The sequence below is a fragment of the Actinomadura sp. DC4 genome, from assembly GCF_030406325.1.
Taxonomy (GTDB): Bacteria; Actinomycetota; Actinomycetes; order Streptosporangiales; family Streptosporangiaceae; genus Actinoallomurus.
Genome location: NZ_JAUEQY010000018.1, coordinates 96,400 through 114,671 on the forward strand (window position 1 = coordinate 96,400; position 18,272 = coordinate 114,671).

An 18,272-nucleotide genomic window follows, 5' to 3' on the forward strand; every position below is an offset into this window, starting at 1 on the left:
GGAGCTGATCGAGGACCGCCCGGAGGACGCCGCCGGGCGCATCCGGCTCATGGCGAGGACCTGGCACACCCACCCGGTGGTGCACGTGATGGCGACCCCGCACTTCGTGGAGGCCGCCGTGCGCTGCGACGAGAGGACGGGCGCGCGCGCTCCAGGCGCTGGAGGTCTTCGACCGGTGGGCCACGAGCACCCGCAACTCCGTGCGCCTCGCCCTGTCCCACCGCTGCCGCGCGCTGCTGGCCGACGACGAGGCCGCGGCGGACGAGCACTTCCGCGAGGCGCTGCGGCTGCACCAGCGCGGCGACTCGGCCTTCGAGATGGCGCGGACCGAGCTGCTGTACGGGCACCGGCTGCGGCGTGGGCGCAAACCGCGTGCGGCCCGCGAGCACCTGCGCAACGCCCTGCAGATCTTCGAGTACTACGACGCGGAGCACTGGACCGGCAGCGCGCGCGCCGAGCTGCGCGCGGCCGGGGAGACCGCCCCGCCCGCGGCGGCGAAGGGCACCGGGGAGCTGACCACCCAGCAGCGCGAGATCGCGCGCCTCGCCGCGGAGGGCGCCACCAACCGGGAGATCGCGGCGCGGCTCGTCCTCAGCCACCGCACCGTCGACCACCACCTGCGGAACGTCTTCGTACGGCTCGGCATCCGCTCACGGGTGGAGCTGGCGCGTTTCTTCAGCTGAGAAAGGACTGGTGATTTCGCCGATGCGCCGCGCCGGGCGCCGGATGAGACTTCGGGCATCCGTCCCCCAGACCCCAGCCAGGAGAACCCATGCGCCGTACCCTCGGCACCGTCCTCGCGGCCGCTCTCGCCGCCCTGACCTGCCTGCTCGCCGCCGGGCAGACGAGCACCGCGAACGCCGCCACGCACGTCCCCGTCGTCTTCGTCCACGGCTACACCGGCAGCTCGTCCAACTGGGCCACCGCCAAGACGGTCTTCGCGGCAGGCGGGTACACCAGCGGTGAGCTGAACGCCTTCGACTACAACTGGGCCCAGTCCAACAAGAGCAGCGCCGCCTCGCTGAAGTCCTACATCCAGCAGGTCCTGGCCCGTACGGGCGCGTCCCAGGTCGACATCGTCAACCACTCCATGGGCGGGCTGGTGAGCGACTGGTACATCCATGAGCTCGGCGGCCAGCCGTACGTGCGGCACCTCGCCTCGATCGCCGGCGCCAACCACGGCACGACCTTCGCCTCCGCGTGCACGATCTACCCCTCGTGCGTGGAGATGCTGCCGGGCTCGGCGTTCATCCAGACCGTGACCTCGGGCGACGAGACGCCGGGTGCCACGAAGTACGCGACCTGGTCCTCGCCCTGCGACGGCGTGATCGTCCCCTACACCAGCACGCGGCTGAACGGCGCCACCAACAACACCGTGGCCTGCCAGACCCACATCGGGTACCTGACCGACACCGCAACCCTGACCGCGGTGCGTTCGTTCCTCGCCACCTGACCCGCGTCGGTGAGGGCCGGGTCCCGGAGGCGCCGGGACCCGGCCCTCATCACGCGCGGGCGATCGCCGCCAGGGCGTGGACGTCCGGAGCCTCCGGGAGGGCGAACGCCAGGGCGGAGATCTTCTCGGCGGCCTCCTCGGGCAGGACACGCGCGGCGTTGAGGCGGAACTTCGTGGCCAGCTCGCCGGCCGACAGCGGATCGTCCGGTCCGCCCCGGTTGACGTCCACCCTCTCGGTCAGCTCGCTCCCGTCGTTGAGACGGACGCGCAGCACCGCCGGGAACTGGTGCGGGAAGATCTCGTCGCAGCGCGCGTCGGTGACGCACCGGACGCGTGCGGCGAGGGCCAGGCGGGTCTCGTCCGCGGCGGCCTCGTCGGTGAAGTCCTCGTGGAAGACCCCGAGCCCGCCGCCGCCGAGCAGCGCGGACGCCACGGTGTACGGGCCGCTGAACGCGGCGTGGTAGCCCGACGCGGGGCGGGCCTTGTCGTCGGCCGGCTCGGCGATGGTCCGCAGCACGGCGCCCGGCGCGCCGAGCTCGATCTCCTCGATGTCGCGCGGGTCCAGGCCGCGGGCGCGCAGGCGCAGCGCGGCGTCGATGCCCGCGTGGGTGAAGTGGTTGCACGGGTACGGCTTGAAGAAGATCCGGGGCAGCTCCCAGGACTCGCCCAGGCCGTCCGTGATCGCGGTGGTGTCGTACTGGTCGCGGCAGAACGCCTGGAGGAACCCGAACCGGCCCTCCAGCACGGTCGGCGGGCCGGTGATGCCGTGCTCGGCCATGCTCGCCGCCACCACGGCCGAGTGCGCGGCCCATCCGCAGTGCACCCGCTTGACCGTGCCGCCGGTCCTGTTGGCCTCGATGAGGCCGGCGCCCATGCTCGCCGCGATGCCCGCCGCGTGCGCGATGCCGTCCGCGTCCAGCCCGCTCAGCATCGCCGCCGCGACGGCGCCGCCGATCGTGCCGCAGATGGACGTCGCGTGCAGGCCGTGCTCGAAGAAGACCGAGTTGCCGAGCGTACGGTCATAGCCGGCCATGCCGAGCCGGACGGTGACCTCGATGCCGACCCCGGCGGCGTCGAGCAGCGCGGCGCCACTGGAGCCGCGGGCCTCCGCGACGGCGAGCGCGGCCGGGACCACCGACGAGGAGGGGTGCAGCACCGAGGGCAGGTGCGTGTCGTCGAAGTCCAGCGAGTGCGCGAGGGTGCCGTTGACCAGCGCCGCCGCCGGAGCGGGCAGCGCGAGGCCGCCGCCGATGACGCTCGACTGCGGCTCGCCGCCCCACGCGCGCGCCACGGCCGTGACCGTCTTGGCCGGCTGCTCGGTCGTGGCCGCCAGGGCGTTGCCGAGCAGATCGAGGACCCGCCGCGCGACGTCGGCGCGCAGGTCGTCGCCGAGCCCGCGCTCCCGTACGCCGGCGGCGAGCCCGGCGAGGCTCTGGACGAGGGTCGGGCCGGTCACGACGACACCGCCGCGACCGGCCGTACGGGCGATCCGGTGCCGCCGACGATGCGCAGCGGGGCGAGCATGAACACGAATTCCGTCAGTCCCTCCGCCGCGGCCTCTTCGAGGTTGAGGTGTTCGATGATGTAGATCCCGTTCTCGACGAGCAGGACGCGGTGGACCGGCAGCACGCGGTGCCCGGCGCCGGGCGGGATCCGCTCGTACGCCGTGGTGTCCGCGCCGGTCGCCCGCACCCCCCGCGCGGCGAGCCAGCGCGCGGCCTCCTCGGTCACACCGGGGACGCCCTCCTCCTGGCCCAGGTAGGCGCCGGCGTCGCCGAAGTTGCGCGCCCAGCCCGTACGGACCAGCGCCACGTCGCCCCGGCGCACCTCGGCGCCCGCGCGGCCGGCCGCGTCCTCCAGGTCGGCGACGGTCACCCCGTAGCCCGGCGGCAGCACGTCGACGCCGTGCGCCGCGGCCACGTCGAGCAGCACCCCGCGGGCCAGCATCGCGGGCGTCTCCTCGGCCCCGCCGGAGCCGAACCGCCCGCCGCGCTGCGCCTCCGCGGCGTCGACCCCGCCGTGCAGCCGCCCGTCGTGGCTGACGTGCGCGAGCGCGTCGATGTGGGTGCCGACGTGACCGCCGGTGATGATGAGCTCGTTGGCGGCCGAACCGCCGTCCGGGCGGACCATGTCGCCGTGCCGCCGGATCAGCGTCATGCGGAAGCCGGGATGGTTGGGGGAGCACGGCATGCCGGTGAAGAACGGCTGGCCGAGATCGATGAGCCGCACACCCGCCGTCACGGCGTCGAGCAGCGCATCCGAGGTGCTCATGTCTCCTCCTTGTCGTACGCGTCCCCGAGCCGGTCGGCGAGCGCGAGGGTATGGCGGGCGCCTTCGGCGACGGCCGGGTCGACGAAGCGGCCGTTCCGGTCGACGAGCGCGGATCGGCCGTCCCGCTCCGCCGCGTCGAGCGCGTCGAGGAGTTCGCGCGCCGCGGCCACCTGCCGCGGCGTCGGGGTGAACACCGCGTTGACCACGTCGACCTGGCTCGGATGGATCACCGAGCGGCCGAAGAACCCGGCGTCGCGGGCCCGTTCGGTGCTCGCGCGCAGGCCGTCGGCGTCCCGCAGGTCGGTCCACACGCTCTGCACGGGCGCCGGAAGCCCGGCGGCGCGCGCGGCGAGCAGCACGCGGAACCGGCATCCGCTCAGCGTCTCCTCCCCGACGGTCCGCAGGTCGGCGGCCAGGTCGGCCTCGCCGAGCCCGATCCCGGCCACGCGCGGATGCGCACGGGCGAGGTCGCCGGCGCGTTCGAGGCCGGCCGCCGACTCCAGGAGCAGCTGCATCGGCCTGCCGAGCCGGTAGCCCACCTGACGCACGACGGAGGGGTCCTCGCACTTGGGGAGCCGTACGCCCGTGACCGGCAACCCGTCGAGGGCGTCCAGGTCGGCCTCGCCCCACGGCCCGAGCGGGTCGTTGACCCGCACCCACACCGGCACGGGGGAGCCCGCCAGGAGCAGCTCGCGCGCCGACGCGCGGGCCTCGGCCTTGCGCGAGGGGGACACCGCGTCCTCCAGGTCGACCACGACGGCGTCGGCCCGGCCCCGTACGGCCTTGGCGAGGAGCTCGGGGCGGTCACCGGGGGCGTACAGCCACGAACGCACGGGCGTCACAGCGCGCCTCGCTCGCGCAGCCGGGCCAGCTCTGTCTCATCCACTCCGTACCGCGCGAGCACCTCGGCGGTGTCCCGGCCGAGGGGCGGCCCGGCACCGGTGATCTCGCCGGGCGTGCGGCTGAGCCGGAACAGGACGTTCTGCATGCGCAGCGGCCCGAGCTCGTCGTCCTCGACGGTGATGATGCTCTCCAGCGCGGCGAACTGCGGGTCCGCCATGACGTCGCGCACGTCATAGATCGGCGCGACCGCGGCGTTCGCCTCCTCGAAGGCGGCCACGACGTCGTCGCGGTCGCGCCCGGCGATCCAGGACCCGACGGCGGCGTCGAGCTCGTCCGCGTGCTTCGCGCGTTCGGAGCCCGTGGCGAACCAGGGCTCCTCGACGAGCTCGGGGCGTCCCACCAGCCGCATCACGCGCTCGGCGATGGACTGCGCGCTCGTGGAGACGGCGACCCAGCGGCCGTCGCGGGTCCGGTAGGTGTTGCGCGGGGCGTTGTTCGCCGACCGGTTCCCGGTGCGCGGCTGCACCTCGCCGAGCTGGTCGTACGTCGTCGGCTGCGCGCCCAGGAGGGTCAGGATCGGCTCGATGATGGCCAGGTCGACCACCTGGCCGGCGCCCGAGGTCTCGCGCTCGCGCAGCGCCGTCATCACCGCGAACGCGGTGGTCAGTGCCGCGATGCCGTCCGCGAGGCCGAACGGCGGCAGCGTGGGCGGGCCGTCCGGCTCGCCGGTGATCGCGGCGAACCCGCTCATCGCCTCCGCGAGGGTGCCGAACCCGGGGCGTCCGGCGTACGGGCCGAACTGGCCGAACCCGGTGACGCGGGCGAGCACGAGCCCGGGGTTGATCGCCGACAGCTCCTCGTAACCCAGCCCCCAGCGCTCCAGCGTGCCGGGCCGGAAGTTCTCGATGACCACGTCGGCGTCGACGACCATGCGCCGGAAGATCTCCTGGCCCTCGGGGGAGCCGAGGTAGAGCGTGACGCTCTTCTTGTTGCGCCCGATGACCTTGCCCCAGAGGCCGACGCCGTCCTTGCTCGCGCCGTGCCCGCGCACCGGATCGCCGCGCGGGTGCTCGATCTTGATGACCTCGGCGCCGTAGTCGCCCAGCATCGTCGCCGCGAGCGGCCCGGCGAACAGCGTCGCCACGTCGAGGATCCGGAGCCCGGACAGCGCGCTCATACCCGGACCTCCGTCATCCGCCGGTCCTCCGGCAGGCCGCCGCTCCAGCCGAGGGCGCGGGAGACCCGGTCGGCGGCCTCGCGGACCAGCGGCGCGTACGAGAGGCCCGCGGCCTCGTCCACGCGCGGCACCGGGCCGCAGACCGAGATCGCGCCGACGACCGCGCCGTCGAAGCCGAACACCGGGGCCGCGATCGACGCCGCGCCCGGCTGGCGCTCGCCCTGGGAGAAGGCGTGCCCGGTGGCGCGGATCTCGGCGAGCACGATGGGCAGCCGGCTCTCGTCGACGATCGTGTGGGGCGTCAGCGCCTCCAGCCCGCTCGCGATGATCTCGGCCTGCAGCCGCTCGGGCAGGAAGGCGAGGATGCACTGGCCCGAACTGCCCGCGTGCAGCGGGAAGCGCCGTCCGACCTCGACGGTCATCTTGATCTCCTGCCGGCTCTCGACCTGGTCGAGGTAGACCCGGCCGTCGCCCACGAGGGCCGAGACCGTGGTGGTCTCGCCGGTGCGCGACTGGAGCTCGCGGATGACCGGCATGGCGGCGTCGCGCAGATCGGAGTCGCGCAGCGCGCGGGCGCCGAGCGCCGCCGCGGCCGGGCCGAGCCGGTAGGCGCGCGTCTCCGGATCGGTGGTGATCAGCCCGCGGGCCGAGAGCGCCTGAAGGATGCGGTGCACCACCGCCTTGCTCAGATCGAGCCGCCGCGCGATCTCCGAGACGCCGAGCGAACCCGGCTCGTCGGTGAACGCCAGCAGCACGTCCGCCACCCGGCCGGCCACCTCGGTACCGGATCCACTGGACACACCGGCCAAATCCGCCACGTCGCCTCCCCGATACAAAAGCTCTGTTCCCGTAAGCGGAACGCCACGCAACCACATGTTCGATCGGCTGGTCAAGGCATTGGCCTTGTTCATAGGGGTTTTACACACACCCATTGACACTGCTAGGCGGGCTGAGCATCATGACTCACCACCAGTCGTTCCGTTAGCAGGAACGAGACGACGGGAGCTCCAGGAGCGATCGGATGAAGAGGATCTCTATCGCTGCCGCACTCGCCTCGGTGATCTCGCTGTCCGCCGCGGCGTGTGGCGGAACAGCGCCGGGAGGCACGGGCGGCGGTACCGGCGGAAGTGGCGCCATCAAGATCGGAACGCTTCACCCGCTCAGCGGAGCCAGCGCCGGAGACGGCGCGCAGCTCGAGAACGGCGCCAAGCTCGCGGTCGAGGCGATCAACGCGGCCGGCGGCGTCAAGGCGCTCAAGGGCGCGAAGCTCCAGCTCGCGAGCGGCGACACCCAGGGCAAGCCCGACGTCGGCCAGAGCGAGGCCCAGCGGCTGATCCAGGGCGGCGCGGTCGCGCTGGTCGGCACCTACATGAGCGCGGTCAGCGCCAACGTCGCGGCCGTCGCCGAACGCAACCAGGTGCCGTTCGTCATGGACGTCACCGGCGACGACGGCATCCTCAAGCACGGCTACAAGTACTCCTTCCGCATCCAGCCGCCGAACTCCCAGATGGGCACGGTCGGCGCGCAGAACCTCTACGACATCGCCAAGAGCGCCGGGCACCCGGTGAAGAAGGTCGCCTACCTGCACGACCAGACGGCGTTCGGCACGAGCGTGCTGGCCGGGTTCAAGGCGCAGGCGGCCAAGCTCGGCTTCCAGGTCGGCCCGGACATCAGCTACGACCCGGCGAGCGTCTCCGACCTCACGACGCAGATCACCCAGGTCAAGGCCTCCGGCGCGGACGTCCTCGCGGTGACCGGCTACTACCGGGACAGCGTCCTGGCGGCCAAGGCCGTCGCCTCGGTCAAGCCCAGGCTGAACGCGGTGTTCGGCGTCGCCGACGGCGCGTTCGACCAGCCGCAGTTCCCCGCCGACGCCGGCGCGGCCGGTAAGGGCTACTACGACAGCAACTACCGGCTCGACGCGAACAACCCCAAGGCGAGCGCGCTGGCGACGCTGTACCAGCAGCGCTTCCACACCCAGATGCGCAGCGAGGCGGCGCTCGCCTACGACGCCGTCCGCGTCATCGCCGCCGGGCTGGAGAAGTCGGGCAGCCGCGACCGCGGCAAGCTGCGCGACGCCGTCTCCGGTCTGACCCTCGACTCCACGGTCATCGGGAACGGGCCGATCAAGTTCGACCAGACCGGTCAGAACGTCAACGCCCTCCCGGTCGCGGTGCAGGTGCAGGGCACCACGACCAAGGTCGTCTACCCCGCCAAGTACGCCGAGGACGACGCCACCCCCGCCTACCCGGTGACGGGCGGCTGAGCCGGGTGAGCGCTGTCGAGACGGTGAGGAGCACCGCGCCGCGCACGCGGCGCGCGCTCATCGTCGCGCTGGTCATCGTCGCCGCGCTGCTGCTGGCGTACGTACGGGCCGACAAGCCGGTGATCGTCACGCAGGCGGTCATCACGGGGCTCCTCACCGGCGGCGTCTACGGGCTCGTCGCGATGGGGCTCACGCTGATCTTCGGCGTGCTCGACGTGGTGAACTTCGCGCACGGCGCGTTCCTCGCCCTCGCGCTGTTCCTCACGTACGGGCTCGTCCAGGTGACCGGCCTGCACCCGTACCTCGCGCTGCTGATCGCGGTGCCGGTGATGTTCTGCCTCGGCTGGGTCCTGCAGTACGCCGTGCTCAACCGCGCGATGGGCCGCCCGCTGCAGAACCAGCTGCTCATCACCCTCGGCTTCTCGCTGCTGGTGGAGAACGCGCTGCTGCTGTTCCTCGGCGGCGACCCGCGTACGGTCTCCCTGCCCGGCAACCGGGGACTGCCCGTGCTCGGCGCGGTCGCGGACCTGTCGCGGGTGCTCGCGTTCGCCGCCGCGCTGGTCCTCGCGGGCGTCCTCTATCTCCTCCTGCGGCGTACGCGGATCGGCACCGGGATCCGGGCCGTCGCGGCCAACCGCCAGGGCGCCGCGCTGGTCGGCGTGGACGTCCGCCGGATCTACGCGCTGACCTTCGCGCTCGGCACGGCGTGCGCCGGGGCCGCCGGCACGCTGGTGGCGCCGTTCACCACGGTCGAGCCGACGGCCGGCCAGCTCTTCAACATCACGGCGTTCGTCGTCGTGGTGCTGGGCGGCATGGGCAACGTCCTCGGCGCGCTCGCGGGCGGCCTGATCATCGGGCTGACCGAGCAGCTCGGCGGCATCTACCTGCCGGGGCAGAGCCCGCTGCTGCCGGTCTTCATCGTGTTCGTGCTGGTCCTGTTCCTCCGGCCGCAGGGACTGTTCGGGAGGGCCTCATGACCGTGACGTCCGCGCCGAGCCCCGCGCGCGACACCGGCCGCCCGCCGCCCGGGGGCCGCGCGTCGCTGCGCAACCTCGTCGTCCTCGCCGTGATCGTGGTCGTGCTGATCCCGCTCCCGCTGGTGCTGCCGGCGGCGCAGCAGGCCGTCGCCGTCCGCGTGCTGATCTTCGCGCTGATGGGCATCGGCTGGAACCTCATGAGCGGGTTCGGCGGGATGTTCAGCTTCGGGCACGCGGCCTACTTCGGCATCGGCGCGTACACGGGCGCGTGGCTGCTGGTCGAGCACGGCGTCTCGCCGTGGATCGGGATGCTCGCGGGCGGCGCGCTGGCCGCGCTGTTCGGGGTGATCATCGGCTTCCTGTCGTTCCGCTACAAGCTGCGTGGCGCGTACTTCGCGCTGGCGACCTTCGCCTTCGCCGAGATGCTCCGGCTCATCGCGACCGGCAGCGGCTTCGTGCACAAGGCGGTCGGGTACAACGTCCCGCTGATCCACGGCTCGTCGTTCGGCAAGCTGCAGTTCCCGCTCGGCTCGCCCGGGTACTTCTGGGTGGCGCTGGGCCTGGTGGCCGCCGCGCTCGCGGTGAACGTGGCCTTCCTGCGCTCCCGCGCCGGCCGCCTCACGCTCGCCGTACGCGACGACGAGACGGCCGCGTCGGCGCTCGGCGTCCACGCGATGCGCTACAAGCTGATGACGATCGCGCTGTCGGCGGCCATCACGGCCGTGGCCGGCGTCTTCTACGTGCAGTTCTACCTCTACATCAACCCGGACCTGGCGTTCGGCTCCGGCGTGTCGATCCAGGCGATCCTGCCGGCGGTCATCGGGGGCGTCGGCACGATCTGGGGCCCGGTGATCGGCGCGGTGATCCTCGGGCCGCTGTCGGACGTGACCGCGACCCTGCTGCGCAACCCGCCGCCGTTCCTGTCCTTCCTGCAGGGACGCGCCGGGCTCGACGTGATCCTGTACGCGGTGCTGCTCATCGTCCTGGTGCTCGCGCTGCCCCGAGGCGTGTACGGGGCCGTACGAGGGAGGTTGCGGCGATGACCGTCCTGCGGGTCCAGGGTGTGAGCAAGGCGTTCCAGGGGATCCATGCGCTCGGCGACGTCGGGTTCGAGGTCGAGGAACGCCAGATCCTCGGCATCATCGGCCCGAACGGCGCCGGCAAGACCACGCTGTTCAACGCCATCTCCGGCACGCTGCGGCCCGACAGCGGCCAGGTCGTGCTGGACGGCCACGACGTCACCGGCGATCCGCCGCACCGGATCGCCCGCGCCGGTATGGTCCGCACGTTCCAGCTCATGCGCCCGTTCCGTTCGATGACCGTGCTGGAGAACGTCTGCGTCGCGACGATGAGCCACACCGCCGCGCACCGCGAGGTCGTCTCCGGCGCGGCGGAGGTCATCGAGCGCACCGGGCTCGGCCGCTGGCGCGACACTCCGGCCGGCGAGCTGCCGACCGCGGGCCTGAAGCGGCTCGAACTGGCCCGCGCCCTCGCGATGCGGCCGAAGGTGCTGCTGCTCGACGAGGTGCTGGCCGGCCTCGTGCCCGCCGAGCGCGAACCGCTCCTGGACCTGCTCGCCGCGCTGCGCGAGGAGGAGGGCCTGACGATGCTGTTCGTCGAGCACATCATGGCCGCGGTCATGCGGCTGTCGGACCGGGTCCTCGTCCTCGACCAGGGGCGGGTGCTGACCATCGGGACGCCGGGGGAGGTGGCCCGCGACCCGCGGGTCATCGAGGCCTACCTCGGAGAGGAGCCGACCGGTGCTGAGGCTTGACGGCGTCTCCGCCGGATACGGCGGGCTGCGCATCGTGCACGAGCTGTCCATGCACGTCGACGAGGGCGAGATCGTCGCGCTCGTCGGCGCCAACGGCGCGGGCAAGACGACCACCCTGCGGGCCATCAGCGGCGTACTGCGGCCGGTCGAGGGCACGATCTCGTTCCGCGGCGAGCGCGCCGACGGGCGGCGGCCCGCGACGCTGGTCGCGGACGGCCTGGTCCACGTACCCGAGGACCGTGGCCTGTTCGGCCCGCTCACCGTCGAGGAGAACCTCACGATGGGCGCCTGGACCCGCCGCGGCCGCGCCGGCCGCGAGACCGTCGCGATGATCCACGAGCTGTTCCCGGTGCTCGCCGAGCGGCGCAGGCAGGTCGCCGAGACGCTCAGCGGCGGCCAGCAGCAGATGCTCGCCATCGGCCGGGCGCTGATGGCACGGCCACGGCTGCTCATGCTGGACGAGCCGTCCACGGGGCTGTCGCCGAAGCTGACCTGGGCGGTACTCGACGCGGTCAAGGCGATCCGGGACCAGGGCATCGCCGTACTGCTGGTCGAGCAGAACGCCGCCCAGGCCCTGGGCATCGCCGACCGCGCGTACGTGATCGAGGACGGCACCGCGGTGCTGGAGGGGCCCGGCCCGGAGCTGGCCGGCGACGACCGGGTGAAGCGCGCCTACCTCGGCCTCGGCACCGCCCCGGAAAGCACGGGCGGCTCATGACCGGCCCGCGGCGGCCGACCGCCGGGCGGGCCGGCGAGGGCCGTGCGGCGCGCTCACCTCGCGCCGGGGCTCCGCTGTGCGCTGGTTTCGTGAGCGGGGCGGCCGCCGGACCGAACTCGGAGGTCGCGGCGTCTGGCCGCGTACGCGCACGGGTTTCGCCTGGACCGGAGCCGGTCCGCGGTGGCCGGGTTGGGTGCGCTCATCTCGCGTCGGGTCCCGTCGGGGCGGGGGGCTCGTGAGCGGCGACGCGCGGCGGGCGACCGCTGAGCTGGGGGCGTGGGTCGCGGCGCTGACCTGGGCGGACGTGCCCGCCCGCGTGCAGTCGCGGCTCTCGCTCGTGCTTCTCGACGTTCTCGGCGCCTGCGCGGCCGGGGCGTGTACGCCCGAGCAGCGGGCGCTGGTCGCGGCCTGGGACCCCGCTCCCGGGCCGGTCCCGCTGATCGGCGGCGGGCGGCGTACCGGCGTGGAGGCCGCCGCCTGGCTGAACGGGACCGCCATGGTCTGCCTGGAGCTGGACGAGGGCAACAAGTACGCGCGCGGGCATCCGGCGGCGCACGGTTTCCCGGCGGTCCTCGCCCTCGCCGCGGCCTCCGACGCGGACGGCCCGGCCACGGCGGCGGCGCTGCTGGCCGCGTACGAGACGGCGGCGCGGTTCGGCCGCGCGACCACGCTGCGGGCCGGCGCCCATCCGCACGGGAGCTGGGGAGTGGCCGGCGCGGCGGCGGGCTGTGCCCGCCTGCTCGGGCTGGACGCCGGAGGCGTCGCCGCCGCGATCGACACCGGCGCCGGGCTGCCGGTCGCCGGGCACTTCGCCTCGGCGCTCGACGGCAACCCCGTACGCGACGCGTGGATGGGCGCGGCCGGCACCTCGGGCCTCGCCGCCGCCCGGATGGCCGCCGCCGGCCTCGCGCGCAACACCGGGACCGCCGCGTACTCCCTCGGCGGCCTGCTCGGCGGCTTCGACGCCGCCGAGCTGACCGCGGAGCTCGGCACGCGGTGGGACGTCGAGCTCGGCTACTTCAAACGGCACGCCTCCTGCTCCTTCACCCACCCGGCCGCCGACGCGGTGCTGGAGCTGCGGCCCGCGCTGGCCGGCCGTACCGTCGAGGAGATCACGGTCGAGACCAACGGGCTCAGCGCCGGCCTGGACCGTACGACCTGGGACGGCCGGCTCGCGGCGATGTTCTCGATCCCGTTCGTCGTGGCGTCCGCGCTGGTCCGCGGCCGGGTCGACCCGGCGGCGGCGACCGAGCCGGCCCTGCACGACCCGGAGGTCGCGGAGGCGGCACGCCGGGTCCGCGTCGAACGGGCGCCGGACCTGGACGCCCGGCTGCCCGCCGAGCGCGCGGTCCGCGTCACGGTGCGTACGGCCGACGGCGCCCGCCACGTACGCGAGCTGCCCAACCCCGTCGGGGACGTCGACCACCGCCCACTGGACGAGAACGCCCTGCTCGGCCTCCTGGACGAGCTGCTCGGCGACCGCGGCGTCACGGCGCGGCTGCACGCGTGCGCGACCCGGCTGCCGGACGCGCCCGCCGTGGGCGCCCTGCTCGGCGCGCTCGCCGAACCCTGATCCACCAACGCGAGGAGACACCGGTGCTCGTCTACGCGATCACCCCGATCCACGTCCCCGACGAGGAACTCCGCCGCCGGCAACGGCGCTATGACCACCTGAGCCCCGATGGGCTCACCGTCGAGCTGCACGACATCGGTACCGGCGCCCCACGGGCGCTGGAGACGAGCGAGCAGGTCAGGGAGTCCGAACGCCAGGTGGCGGCGGCGCTGCGGGACGTCGGACCGGCGTACGACGCGCTGCTGCCCGACTGCGTCCTCGACCCCGGCGTCGCCGCGGCGCGCGAGGCGGGCGTCGCGCGCATGGACGGGATGCTCCGCCTCTCGCTCGCCCACGCCGCCAGGGAAGGCCGGACGGTCGGGGCGGTCACCCGGAACCGGGCGATCGCCGACGAGCTGACCGCCGTCGCCGCGACGTACGGTCACCCGGTGCACGAGGTGGCCATCCTCGACCTCGGCCTCGACGCGATCGCCGACGACGCCCGCTGGGTCGCGGCCATGACCGGCGCCGTCGAGGCGCTCGCCGCGGCGGGCGCGGAAGTGGTGGTCAACGGCTGCTCCGCCGTCGACCTGGACGCGGCCGGCGGCACCCCGGTCCCGGTCATCGACCCCGCGGCGCTGGCGCTGCGGATGCTCGCCGCGGGCGAGCGGGTGTGAGCGCGACCGGGCCGGACCTCGTCGTCGCCGGGGCGGGCGGCGGGCTCGCCGGCGCGCTGCGCGCCGCCCAGCACGGCCTGGACGTACTCGTGGTCGAGGCGAGCGAGCACTTCCGGCGCGGGAACAACACCGCGATGTCGACCGCGATGGTGCCCGGCGCGGGCTCGCGCTGGCAGCGCGCCGCCGGCATCGAGGACTCGCCGGACCTCTTCGTCGCCGACGTACGGGCCAAGACCAAGGGGCAGGGCGACGAGCGGCTGGCCCGTGCGCTCGGCGAGGTCAGCGCCGGCCTCGTGGAGTGGCTGGCCGGCCACCTCGGCCTGCCGCTGTCGCTCGCCACCGACTTCCACTATCCGGGGCACTCGGTGGACCGGTGCCACACGATCCCCTCCCGCCACGGCTCCGCGCTGATCGACCATCTGGCGCGGGCGGTCCAGGCCGAGCCGCGCGTGGACCTGCTCGCGCCGGCGCGGCTGACCGACGTACGGACGAATGAGGCCGGCGCGGTCGAGGCCGCCGTGGTCCGCTTCCCCGACGGCTCGCACGAGGAGATCCCCACACGCGCGCTGCTCCTGGCCACCAACGGCTACGGCGCCGACCGGGGCCTGGTCGCCGAGCACCTGCCGGAGATCGCTGCGGCGGTGTACCACGGCAGCGAGGAGTCGCGCGGCGACGCCCTGCGGCTCGGCGGGCGGCTCGGCGCGGCCACCGCCTACCTCGACGCGTACCAGGGACACGGCGCGCTCGCGGCCAAGGGGGCGACGCTCGTCGGCTGGGCCACGATCATGCACGGCGGCGTCATGCTCGACCGTACGGGCCGCCGTTTCGGCGACGAGACCACCGGTTACTCTGAGTACGCGGCGGCGCTCGCCACCCGGCCCGGCGCGACCGGCTGGATCGTGCTCGACCGGCGCGTCCACGACCTCTGCGAGCCGTTCACCGACTTCCGCCAGACGGTCGAGTCGGGCGCGCTGCTCTGGGCCGACGACCTCACCGCGCTCGCAGACGCCATCGGCGCGCCGGACGCGGCGGGAGAGCTGGCCGAGGTCGAGCGGATCGCGCGCGGGCGGGCTCCGGACCCGTTCGGCCGCACGTTCTTCGAAGCGCCTCTCGCCCCGCCGTACGCGGCGGTGCGGGTCGTCCCGGCGCTGTTCCACACCCAGGGCGGGCTCGTGGTCGACGGGCACGCCCGCGTCACCCGTGCCGACGGCTCGCCCGTCGCGGGCCTGTACGCCTCCGGGGGCGCCGCCGCCGGAATCTCCGGCCACGGCGCCGCCGGCTACCTCGCCGGGAACGGCCTGCTGCCCGCCCTGGGCCTGGCCTACCTGGCCGCCGACCACCTGGCACACCACCTCGGAAGGGAATCCAAGTGACGTCACTGGACACGCTGGTCAAGAACGTACGAGTGGTGCGCCCCGGCGTCGCCGAACCCGAACGCCTCGACATCGGGATCTCCGGGGGCCGGTTCACCCGCATCGCGCCCGACATCCCGGCCGAGGACGCCGCGGTCGTGGTCGACGGCCGCGGCCTGCTGGCCTTCCCCGGCGTCGTCGACGCGCACCAGCACTGGGGGATCTACAACCCGCTGGAGGACGACACGGCCAGCGAGAGCCGGGCCTGCGCGCAGGGCGGCGTGACCACCGCGCTCACCTACATGCGCACCGGGCAGTACTACCTCAACCGCGGCGGAAGCTACGACGAGTTCTTCCCGGTGGTCCTGGAGAAGTCCGAGGGACGCTCCTATGTGGACTACGCCTTCCACCTGGCGCCGATGATGCGGCAGCACATCGACGAGATCCCGCTCCTCATCGAGAAGTACGGCGTCACCTCCTTCAAGATCTTCATGTTCTACGGGAGCCACGGCCTGCACGGCCGGTCCTCCGACCAGAGCTCGTTCCTCATGACGCCCGAGGGGGAGCGCTACGACCTGGCGCACTTCGAGTTCGTCATGCGCGGCATCCAGGAGGCGCGGGAGAAGCTCACCGAGCTCGCCCCGCACGTGTCGCTGTCCCTGCACTGCGAGACCGCCGAGATCATGTCCGCCTACACGCGGATGGTCGAGGAGGAGGGCACGCTGACCGGCCTGGCGGCCTACAGCGCCGCGCGCCCGCAGCACTCCGAGGGCCTCGCCGTCACCATCGCCTCCTACCTCGCGCACGAGACCGGGCTGCCCAACATCAATCTGCTCCACCTGTCCTCCCGCAAGGCCCTGGACGCCGCCGTACGGATGGCGAAGACCTTCCCGCACGTCGACTTCCGCCGCGAGGTGACGATCGGGCACCTGCTCGCCGACATCGACACCGCGTCCGGGATCGGGGCGAAGGTCAACCCGCCCATCCGCCCGCGTGAGGACGTCGAGGCGCTGTGGGAGTACGTCCTGGACGGCACCGTCGACTGGGTGGTCAGCGACCACGCCTGCTGCCGCGACGAGATGAAGTTCGGCGACCCGCGCGGGGACGTCTTCGCCGCCAAGTCCGGCTTCGGCGGGACGGAGTACCTCCTGCCCGGACTCGTCGGCGAGGGCCACCGGCGCGGCCTGTCCTACTCCCGCATCGCCGAGCTGACCTCCTGGAACCCGGCCCAGCGGTACGGCCTGCCGACCAAGGGCACGATCGCCGAGGGGTACGACGCGGACTTCTGCCTGGTCGACCCTTCCTCGTCCTGGACCGTCGAGGCCGCCGCGTCGGAGTCGACGCAGGAGTACACCCCGTTCGAGGGCTTCGAGATGTCGGCCAGGGTCACGGACACGTTCGTCCGCGGCGCGCAGGTGCTGGAGCGCGGGAACGTCGTCGGCACGCCGCGCGGCGTCTACCTGCACCGGCCCGGCGGCGCCGAGTGACACTGACCGCTCCGGACCCGGCGATCGGCCGCGCGCTGGCATCGGTCGCCGGGGCGGCGTACGCGTCGGGATCGCCGGAGTTCGGCTCGCTCGTACGGGAGGGGCCGGTACGCGCGCTCGGCCGGTGCGCCGCCCCGGCCTTGGACGCGCTGGCCCCGTTGATCGCCGTGCCCGGGGGCGGTCTGCCGCTGATCGGCACGGGCCTGCGGGCGGGTACGTACGACGCGCTGATGTGGAACACCGCGAGATGCGGCGGCACCACGGGCGTCGCGTGCCTGCTCGCGGGGCTGGCCACCGTCGGACGGGAGCCGTCGGCCGGCTCCTTCCCGGCGCTCGTGGACGACCCCGCCGCCGACCCGTTGCGGCGGGCGGTGCACGCGGGGCTGGCCGTCACGCGGGCCGCGGAGGCTCTGCCGCCCGCGACCGCCCCGGCCGAGGCGACGCTCGGCGTGCTCGGCGTGGCCACGACCTGCGCCCTTCTCGACGGCGCGGCCGTGGACGCCGTACTGGACGTCGCGGCGAGCCTGATGCTGACCTCCGCGAGCGGCGAGCGGGACGAGGACGTGTCGCTGCTACGGGCGGGCCACGCGTGCGCGGCGGGCCGTACGGCCGTGGTCGTGTGGCGCGCCGGGATCACACGGCTACCGGGAGCCGTCGCGCACACGTTGTCGGTCGTCGCGGGGGAGCCGCTGTCGTGAACCGGCCGTCCGTTCTGGTGAATCTCGCCTCTCCGGAGGCGGGGGTGGCGGCGGCGAGGGAGGCGGCCGCGGCCGGGTTCGGCGGTGTCGGGCTCGCCGACAGCCCGGCGCTCTATCCCGACTGTCTCATCGAGACCGAGCGGGTGCTCGCCGGGTCGGACGTCGCCTTCGCCGGGCCCTGTGTGCTGGCCCTCGGCCTGCGCCATCCGGTCACGGTCGCCTCGGCGCTGGCCGCCCTGGCGCGCCGGCACGGCGGGCGGCTGCTGGCGGTCGTCGGCCGGGGTGAGAGCGCGGTGCGCAACGCCGGCCTGCCCGTGCCGGGCCTGGGCGCTTACGGGGACCTGCTCGCCGGCCTCGCCGCCGCGTGCGACGAGCTCGGCGTCCCGCGCCCTGCGGGCGCCGCGTCCGGTCCCCGTACGATCGCGCTCACCGCCGCCCGGTGCGGCGAGGTACTGATCGACGCCGGGGTGCGGCCGTCCGTCGTCGCGACCGCCGTCCGCGCCGCCCGCGAGGCGAACCCGGGCGTGCGCTGCCGCCTGTTCGTCCGCGCGGTCCCGACCGCCTCGCCCGAGGAGGAACGCGCCGCCACCGACCCCATCCTCGGCTCGTGCGCCGCACGGCTCGCGGCGGCACCCTCCTGGTACGGGCTGGACCCCGGAGAGGCCGCCCCGGTCCGCGCCCTGGCGGAGTCCTACGACCACCGGCGCCACGGCCGGTCCGGCGGCCCGCCCCTCCCGGACGAGACCGCGGCGGCGGTACGTGACCGGTTCGTACTGACCGGCTCCCGCGACCGCATCGCCGAACGCGTGGCGGAGCTGACGCGGCTGGACGTCGACGGTTTCGTCCTGGCCGGCGCACTGCCCGGCGTGGGAGAGCACCTCGCCGCGCTCGGTACGGCCTTCGCCCACGGTCTCGCTGCGGCGTGAAGGGCAACGCGATGAACATCGAGGCTCCGCAACGGTTCGCCGCCGACACACCGATCTCGCCGGCAGCCGTCCGGGCCCGCGCGGGGGAGGATCCCCCCGAT

General features: G+C 74.0%; 18 protein-coding genes. 13 read left to right on the forward strand and 5 right to left on the reverse strand.

Annotated features, from left to right (window positions below; all coding sequences use genetic code 11):
* The first annotated feature begins 317 nt into the window (after positions 1 to 317).
* On the forward strand, positions 318 to 683 hold the full coding sequence (locus tag QWU11_RS47470) for a LuxR C-terminal-related transcriptional regulator (protein ID WP_354670909.1): 366 nt from the start codon (positions 318 to 320) through the stop codon (positions 681 to 683).
* 89 nt (positions 684 to 772) lie between these two features.
* Positions 773 to 1,453 (forward strand): triacylglycerol lipase, encoded by a 681-nt coding sequence (locus tag QWU11_RS27770; RefSeq protein ID WP_290117379.1) that lies wholly within the window; start codon positions 773 to 775, stop codon positions 1,451 to 1,453.
* Between the two features lie 49 nt (positions 1,454 to 1,502).
* On the opposite strand, the gene QWU11_RS27775 is transcribed toward QWU11_RS27770, so the two are convergent.
* From QWU11_RS27775 to QWU11_RS27795, 5 genes are read right to left on the reverse strand one after another with little or no spacing between them, the layout of a single operon-like run.
* Positions 1,503 to 2,909, reverse strand: coding sequence for an MmgE/PrpD family protein (locus QWU11_RS27775; protein WP_290117380.1), 1,407 nt, complete (start codon positions 2,907 to 2,909; stop codon positions 1,503 to 1,505).
* Positions 2,906 to 3,724 (reverse strand): cyclase family protein, encoded by an 819-nt coding sequence (locus QWU11_RS27780; protein WP_290117381.1) that lies wholly within the window; start codon positions 3,722 to 3,724, stop codon positions 2,906 to 2,908. The genes QWU11_RS27775 and QWU11_RS27780 overlap by 4 nt, the downstream gene beginning before the upstream one ends.
* Positions 3,721 to 4,566 carry a CoA ester lyase gene (locus QWU11_RS27785; protein ID WP_290117382.1) on the reverse strand — a complete coding sequence of 282 codons (846 nt, stop codon included), beginning with the start codon at positions 4,564 to 4,566 and terminating at the stop codon, positions 3,721 to 3,723. Before QWU11_RS27785 ends, QWU11_RS27780 begins: the two co-directional genes overlap by 4 nt.
* Positions 4,563 to 5,744, reverse strand: coding sequence for a CoA transferase (locus QWU11_RS27790; protein WP_290117383.1), 1,182 nt, complete (start codon positions 5,742 to 5,744; stop codon positions 4,563 to 4,565). Before QWU11_RS27790 ends, QWU11_RS27785 begins: the two co-directional genes overlap by 4 nt.
* Entirely contained in the window at positions 5,741 to 6,562 is an 822-nt protein-coding gene (locus QWU11_RS27795; RefSeq protein ID WP_290117384.1) for an IclR family transcriptional regulator, read from the reverse strand. The genes QWU11_RS27790 and QWU11_RS27795 overlap by 4 nt, the downstream gene beginning before the upstream one ends.
* Positions 6,563 to 6,765: 203 nt before the next feature.
* Here QWU11_RS27795 and QWU11_RS27800 point away from each other — a divergent pair, with 203 nt between their 5' ends.
* From QWU11_RS27800 to QWU11_RS27850, 11 genes are all read left to right on the forward strand, one after another.
* The gene (locus tag QWU11_RS27800; protein ID WP_290117385.1) at positions 6,766 to 8,010 is read left to right on the forward strand and encodes an ABC transporter substrate-binding protein; all 1,245 of its coding nucleotides are present in this window, start codon (positions 6,766 to 6,768) and stop codon (positions 8,008 to 8,010) included.
* A 5-nt stretch (positions 8,011 to 8,015) separates the two neighbouring features.
* A complete protein-coding gene (locus QWU11_RS27805; RefSeq protein WP_290117386.1) occupies positions 8,016 to 8,987 on the forward strand; it encodes a branched-chain amino acid ABC transporter permease in 972 nt (323 codons plus the stop codon).
* Entirely contained in the window at positions 8,984 to 10,030 is a 1,047-nt protein-coding gene (locus QWU11_RS27810) for a branched-chain amino acid ABC transporter permease (protein WP_290117387.1), read from the forward strand. Before QWU11_RS27805 ends, QWU11_RS27810 begins: the two co-directional genes overlap by 4 nt.
* A complete protein-coding gene (locus QWU11_RS27815; RefSeq protein WP_290117388.1) occupies positions 10,027 to 10,761 on the forward strand; it encodes an ABC transporter ATP-binding protein in 735 nt (244 codons plus the stop codon). Before QWU11_RS27810 ends, QWU11_RS27815 begins: the two co-directional genes overlap by 4 nt.
* Positions 10,748 to 11,479: an ABC transporter ATP-binding protein gene (locus QWU11_RS27820; protein WP_290117389.1), complete on the forward strand. Its 732-nt coding sequence runs from the start codon at positions 10,748 to 10,750 to the stop codon at positions 11,477 to 11,479. Before QWU11_RS27815 ends, QWU11_RS27820 begins: the two co-directional genes overlap by 14 nt.
* Positions 11,480 to 11,714: 235 nt before the next feature.
* Positions 11,715 to 13,052, forward strand: coding sequence for an MmgE/PrpD family protein (locus QWU11_RS27825; protein WP_290117390.1), 1,338 nt, complete (start codon positions 11,715 to 11,717; stop codon positions 13,050 to 13,052).
* 23 nt (positions 13,053 to 13,075) lie between these two features.
* Positions 13,076 to 13,708 carry an aspartate/glutamate racemase family protein gene (locus QWU11_RS27830; protein ID WP_290117391.1) on the forward strand — a complete coding sequence of 211 codons (633 nt, stop codon included), beginning with the start codon at positions 13,076 to 13,078 and terminating at the stop codon, positions 13,706 to 13,708.
* On the forward strand, positions 13,705 to 15,081 hold the full coding sequence (locus QWU11_RS27835; protein WP_290117392.1) for an FAD-binding protein: 1,377 nt from the start codon (positions 13,705 to 13,707) through the stop codon (positions 15,079 to 15,081). The genes QWU11_RS27830 and QWU11_RS27835 overlap by 4 nt, the downstream gene beginning before the upstream one ends.
* A complete protein-coding gene (locus QWU11_RS27840; RefSeq protein WP_290117393.1) occupies positions 15,078 to 16,547 on the forward strand; it encodes a dihydroorotase family protein in 1,470 nt (489 codons plus the stop codon). Before QWU11_RS27835 ends, QWU11_RS27840 begins: the two co-directional genes overlap by 4 nt.
* A complete protein-coding gene (locus QWU11_RS27845) occupies positions 16,544 to 17,245 on the forward strand; it encodes a hypothetical protein (RefSeq protein WP_290117394.1) in 702 nt (233 codons plus the stop codon). Before QWU11_RS27840 ends, QWU11_RS27845 begins: the two co-directional genes overlap by 4 nt.
* Positions 17,242 to 18,171, forward strand: coding sequence for a hypothetical protein (locus QWU11_RS27850; protein WP_290117395.1), 930 nt, complete (start codon positions 17,242 to 17,244; stop codon positions 18,169 to 18,171). The genes QWU11_RS27845 and QWU11_RS27850 overlap by 4 nt, the downstream gene beginning before the upstream one ends.
* The last annotated feature ends 101 nt before the right edge of the window (positions 18,172 to 18,272 follow it).

Excerpts from the sequence above, each read along its gene's own strand:
- QWU11_RS27770 (WP_290117379.1), top strand. The coding sequence starts at position 773 with ATGCGCCGTACCCTCGGCACCGTCCTCGCGGCCGCTCTCGCCGCCCTG.
- QWU11_RS27790 (WP_290117383.1), bottom strand. The coding sequence starts at position 5,744 with ATGAGCGCGCTGTCCGGGCTCCGGATCCTCGACGTGGCGACGCTGTTC.
- QWU11_RS47470 (WP_354670909.1), top strand. The coding sequence starts at position 318 with ATGGCGCGGACCGAGCTGCTGTACGGGCACCGGCTGCGGCGTGGGCGC.
- QWU11_RS27810 (WP_290117387.1), top strand. The coding sequence starts at position 8,984 with ATGACCGTGACGTCCGCGCCGAGCCCCGCGCGCGACACCGGCCGCCCG.
- QWU11_RS27800 (WP_290117385.1), top strand. The coding sequence starts at position 6,766 with ATGAAGAGGATCTCTATCGCTGCCGCACTCGCCTCGGTGATCTCGCTG.
- QWU11_RS27815 (WP_290117388.1), top strand. The coding sequence starts at position 10,027 with ATGACCGTCCTGCGGGTCCAGGGTGTGAGCAAGGCGTTCCAGGGGATC.
- QWU11_RS27780 (WP_290117381.1), bottom strand. The coding sequence starts at position 3,724 with ATGAGCACCTCGGATGCGCTGCTCGACGCCGTGACGGCGGGTGTGCGG.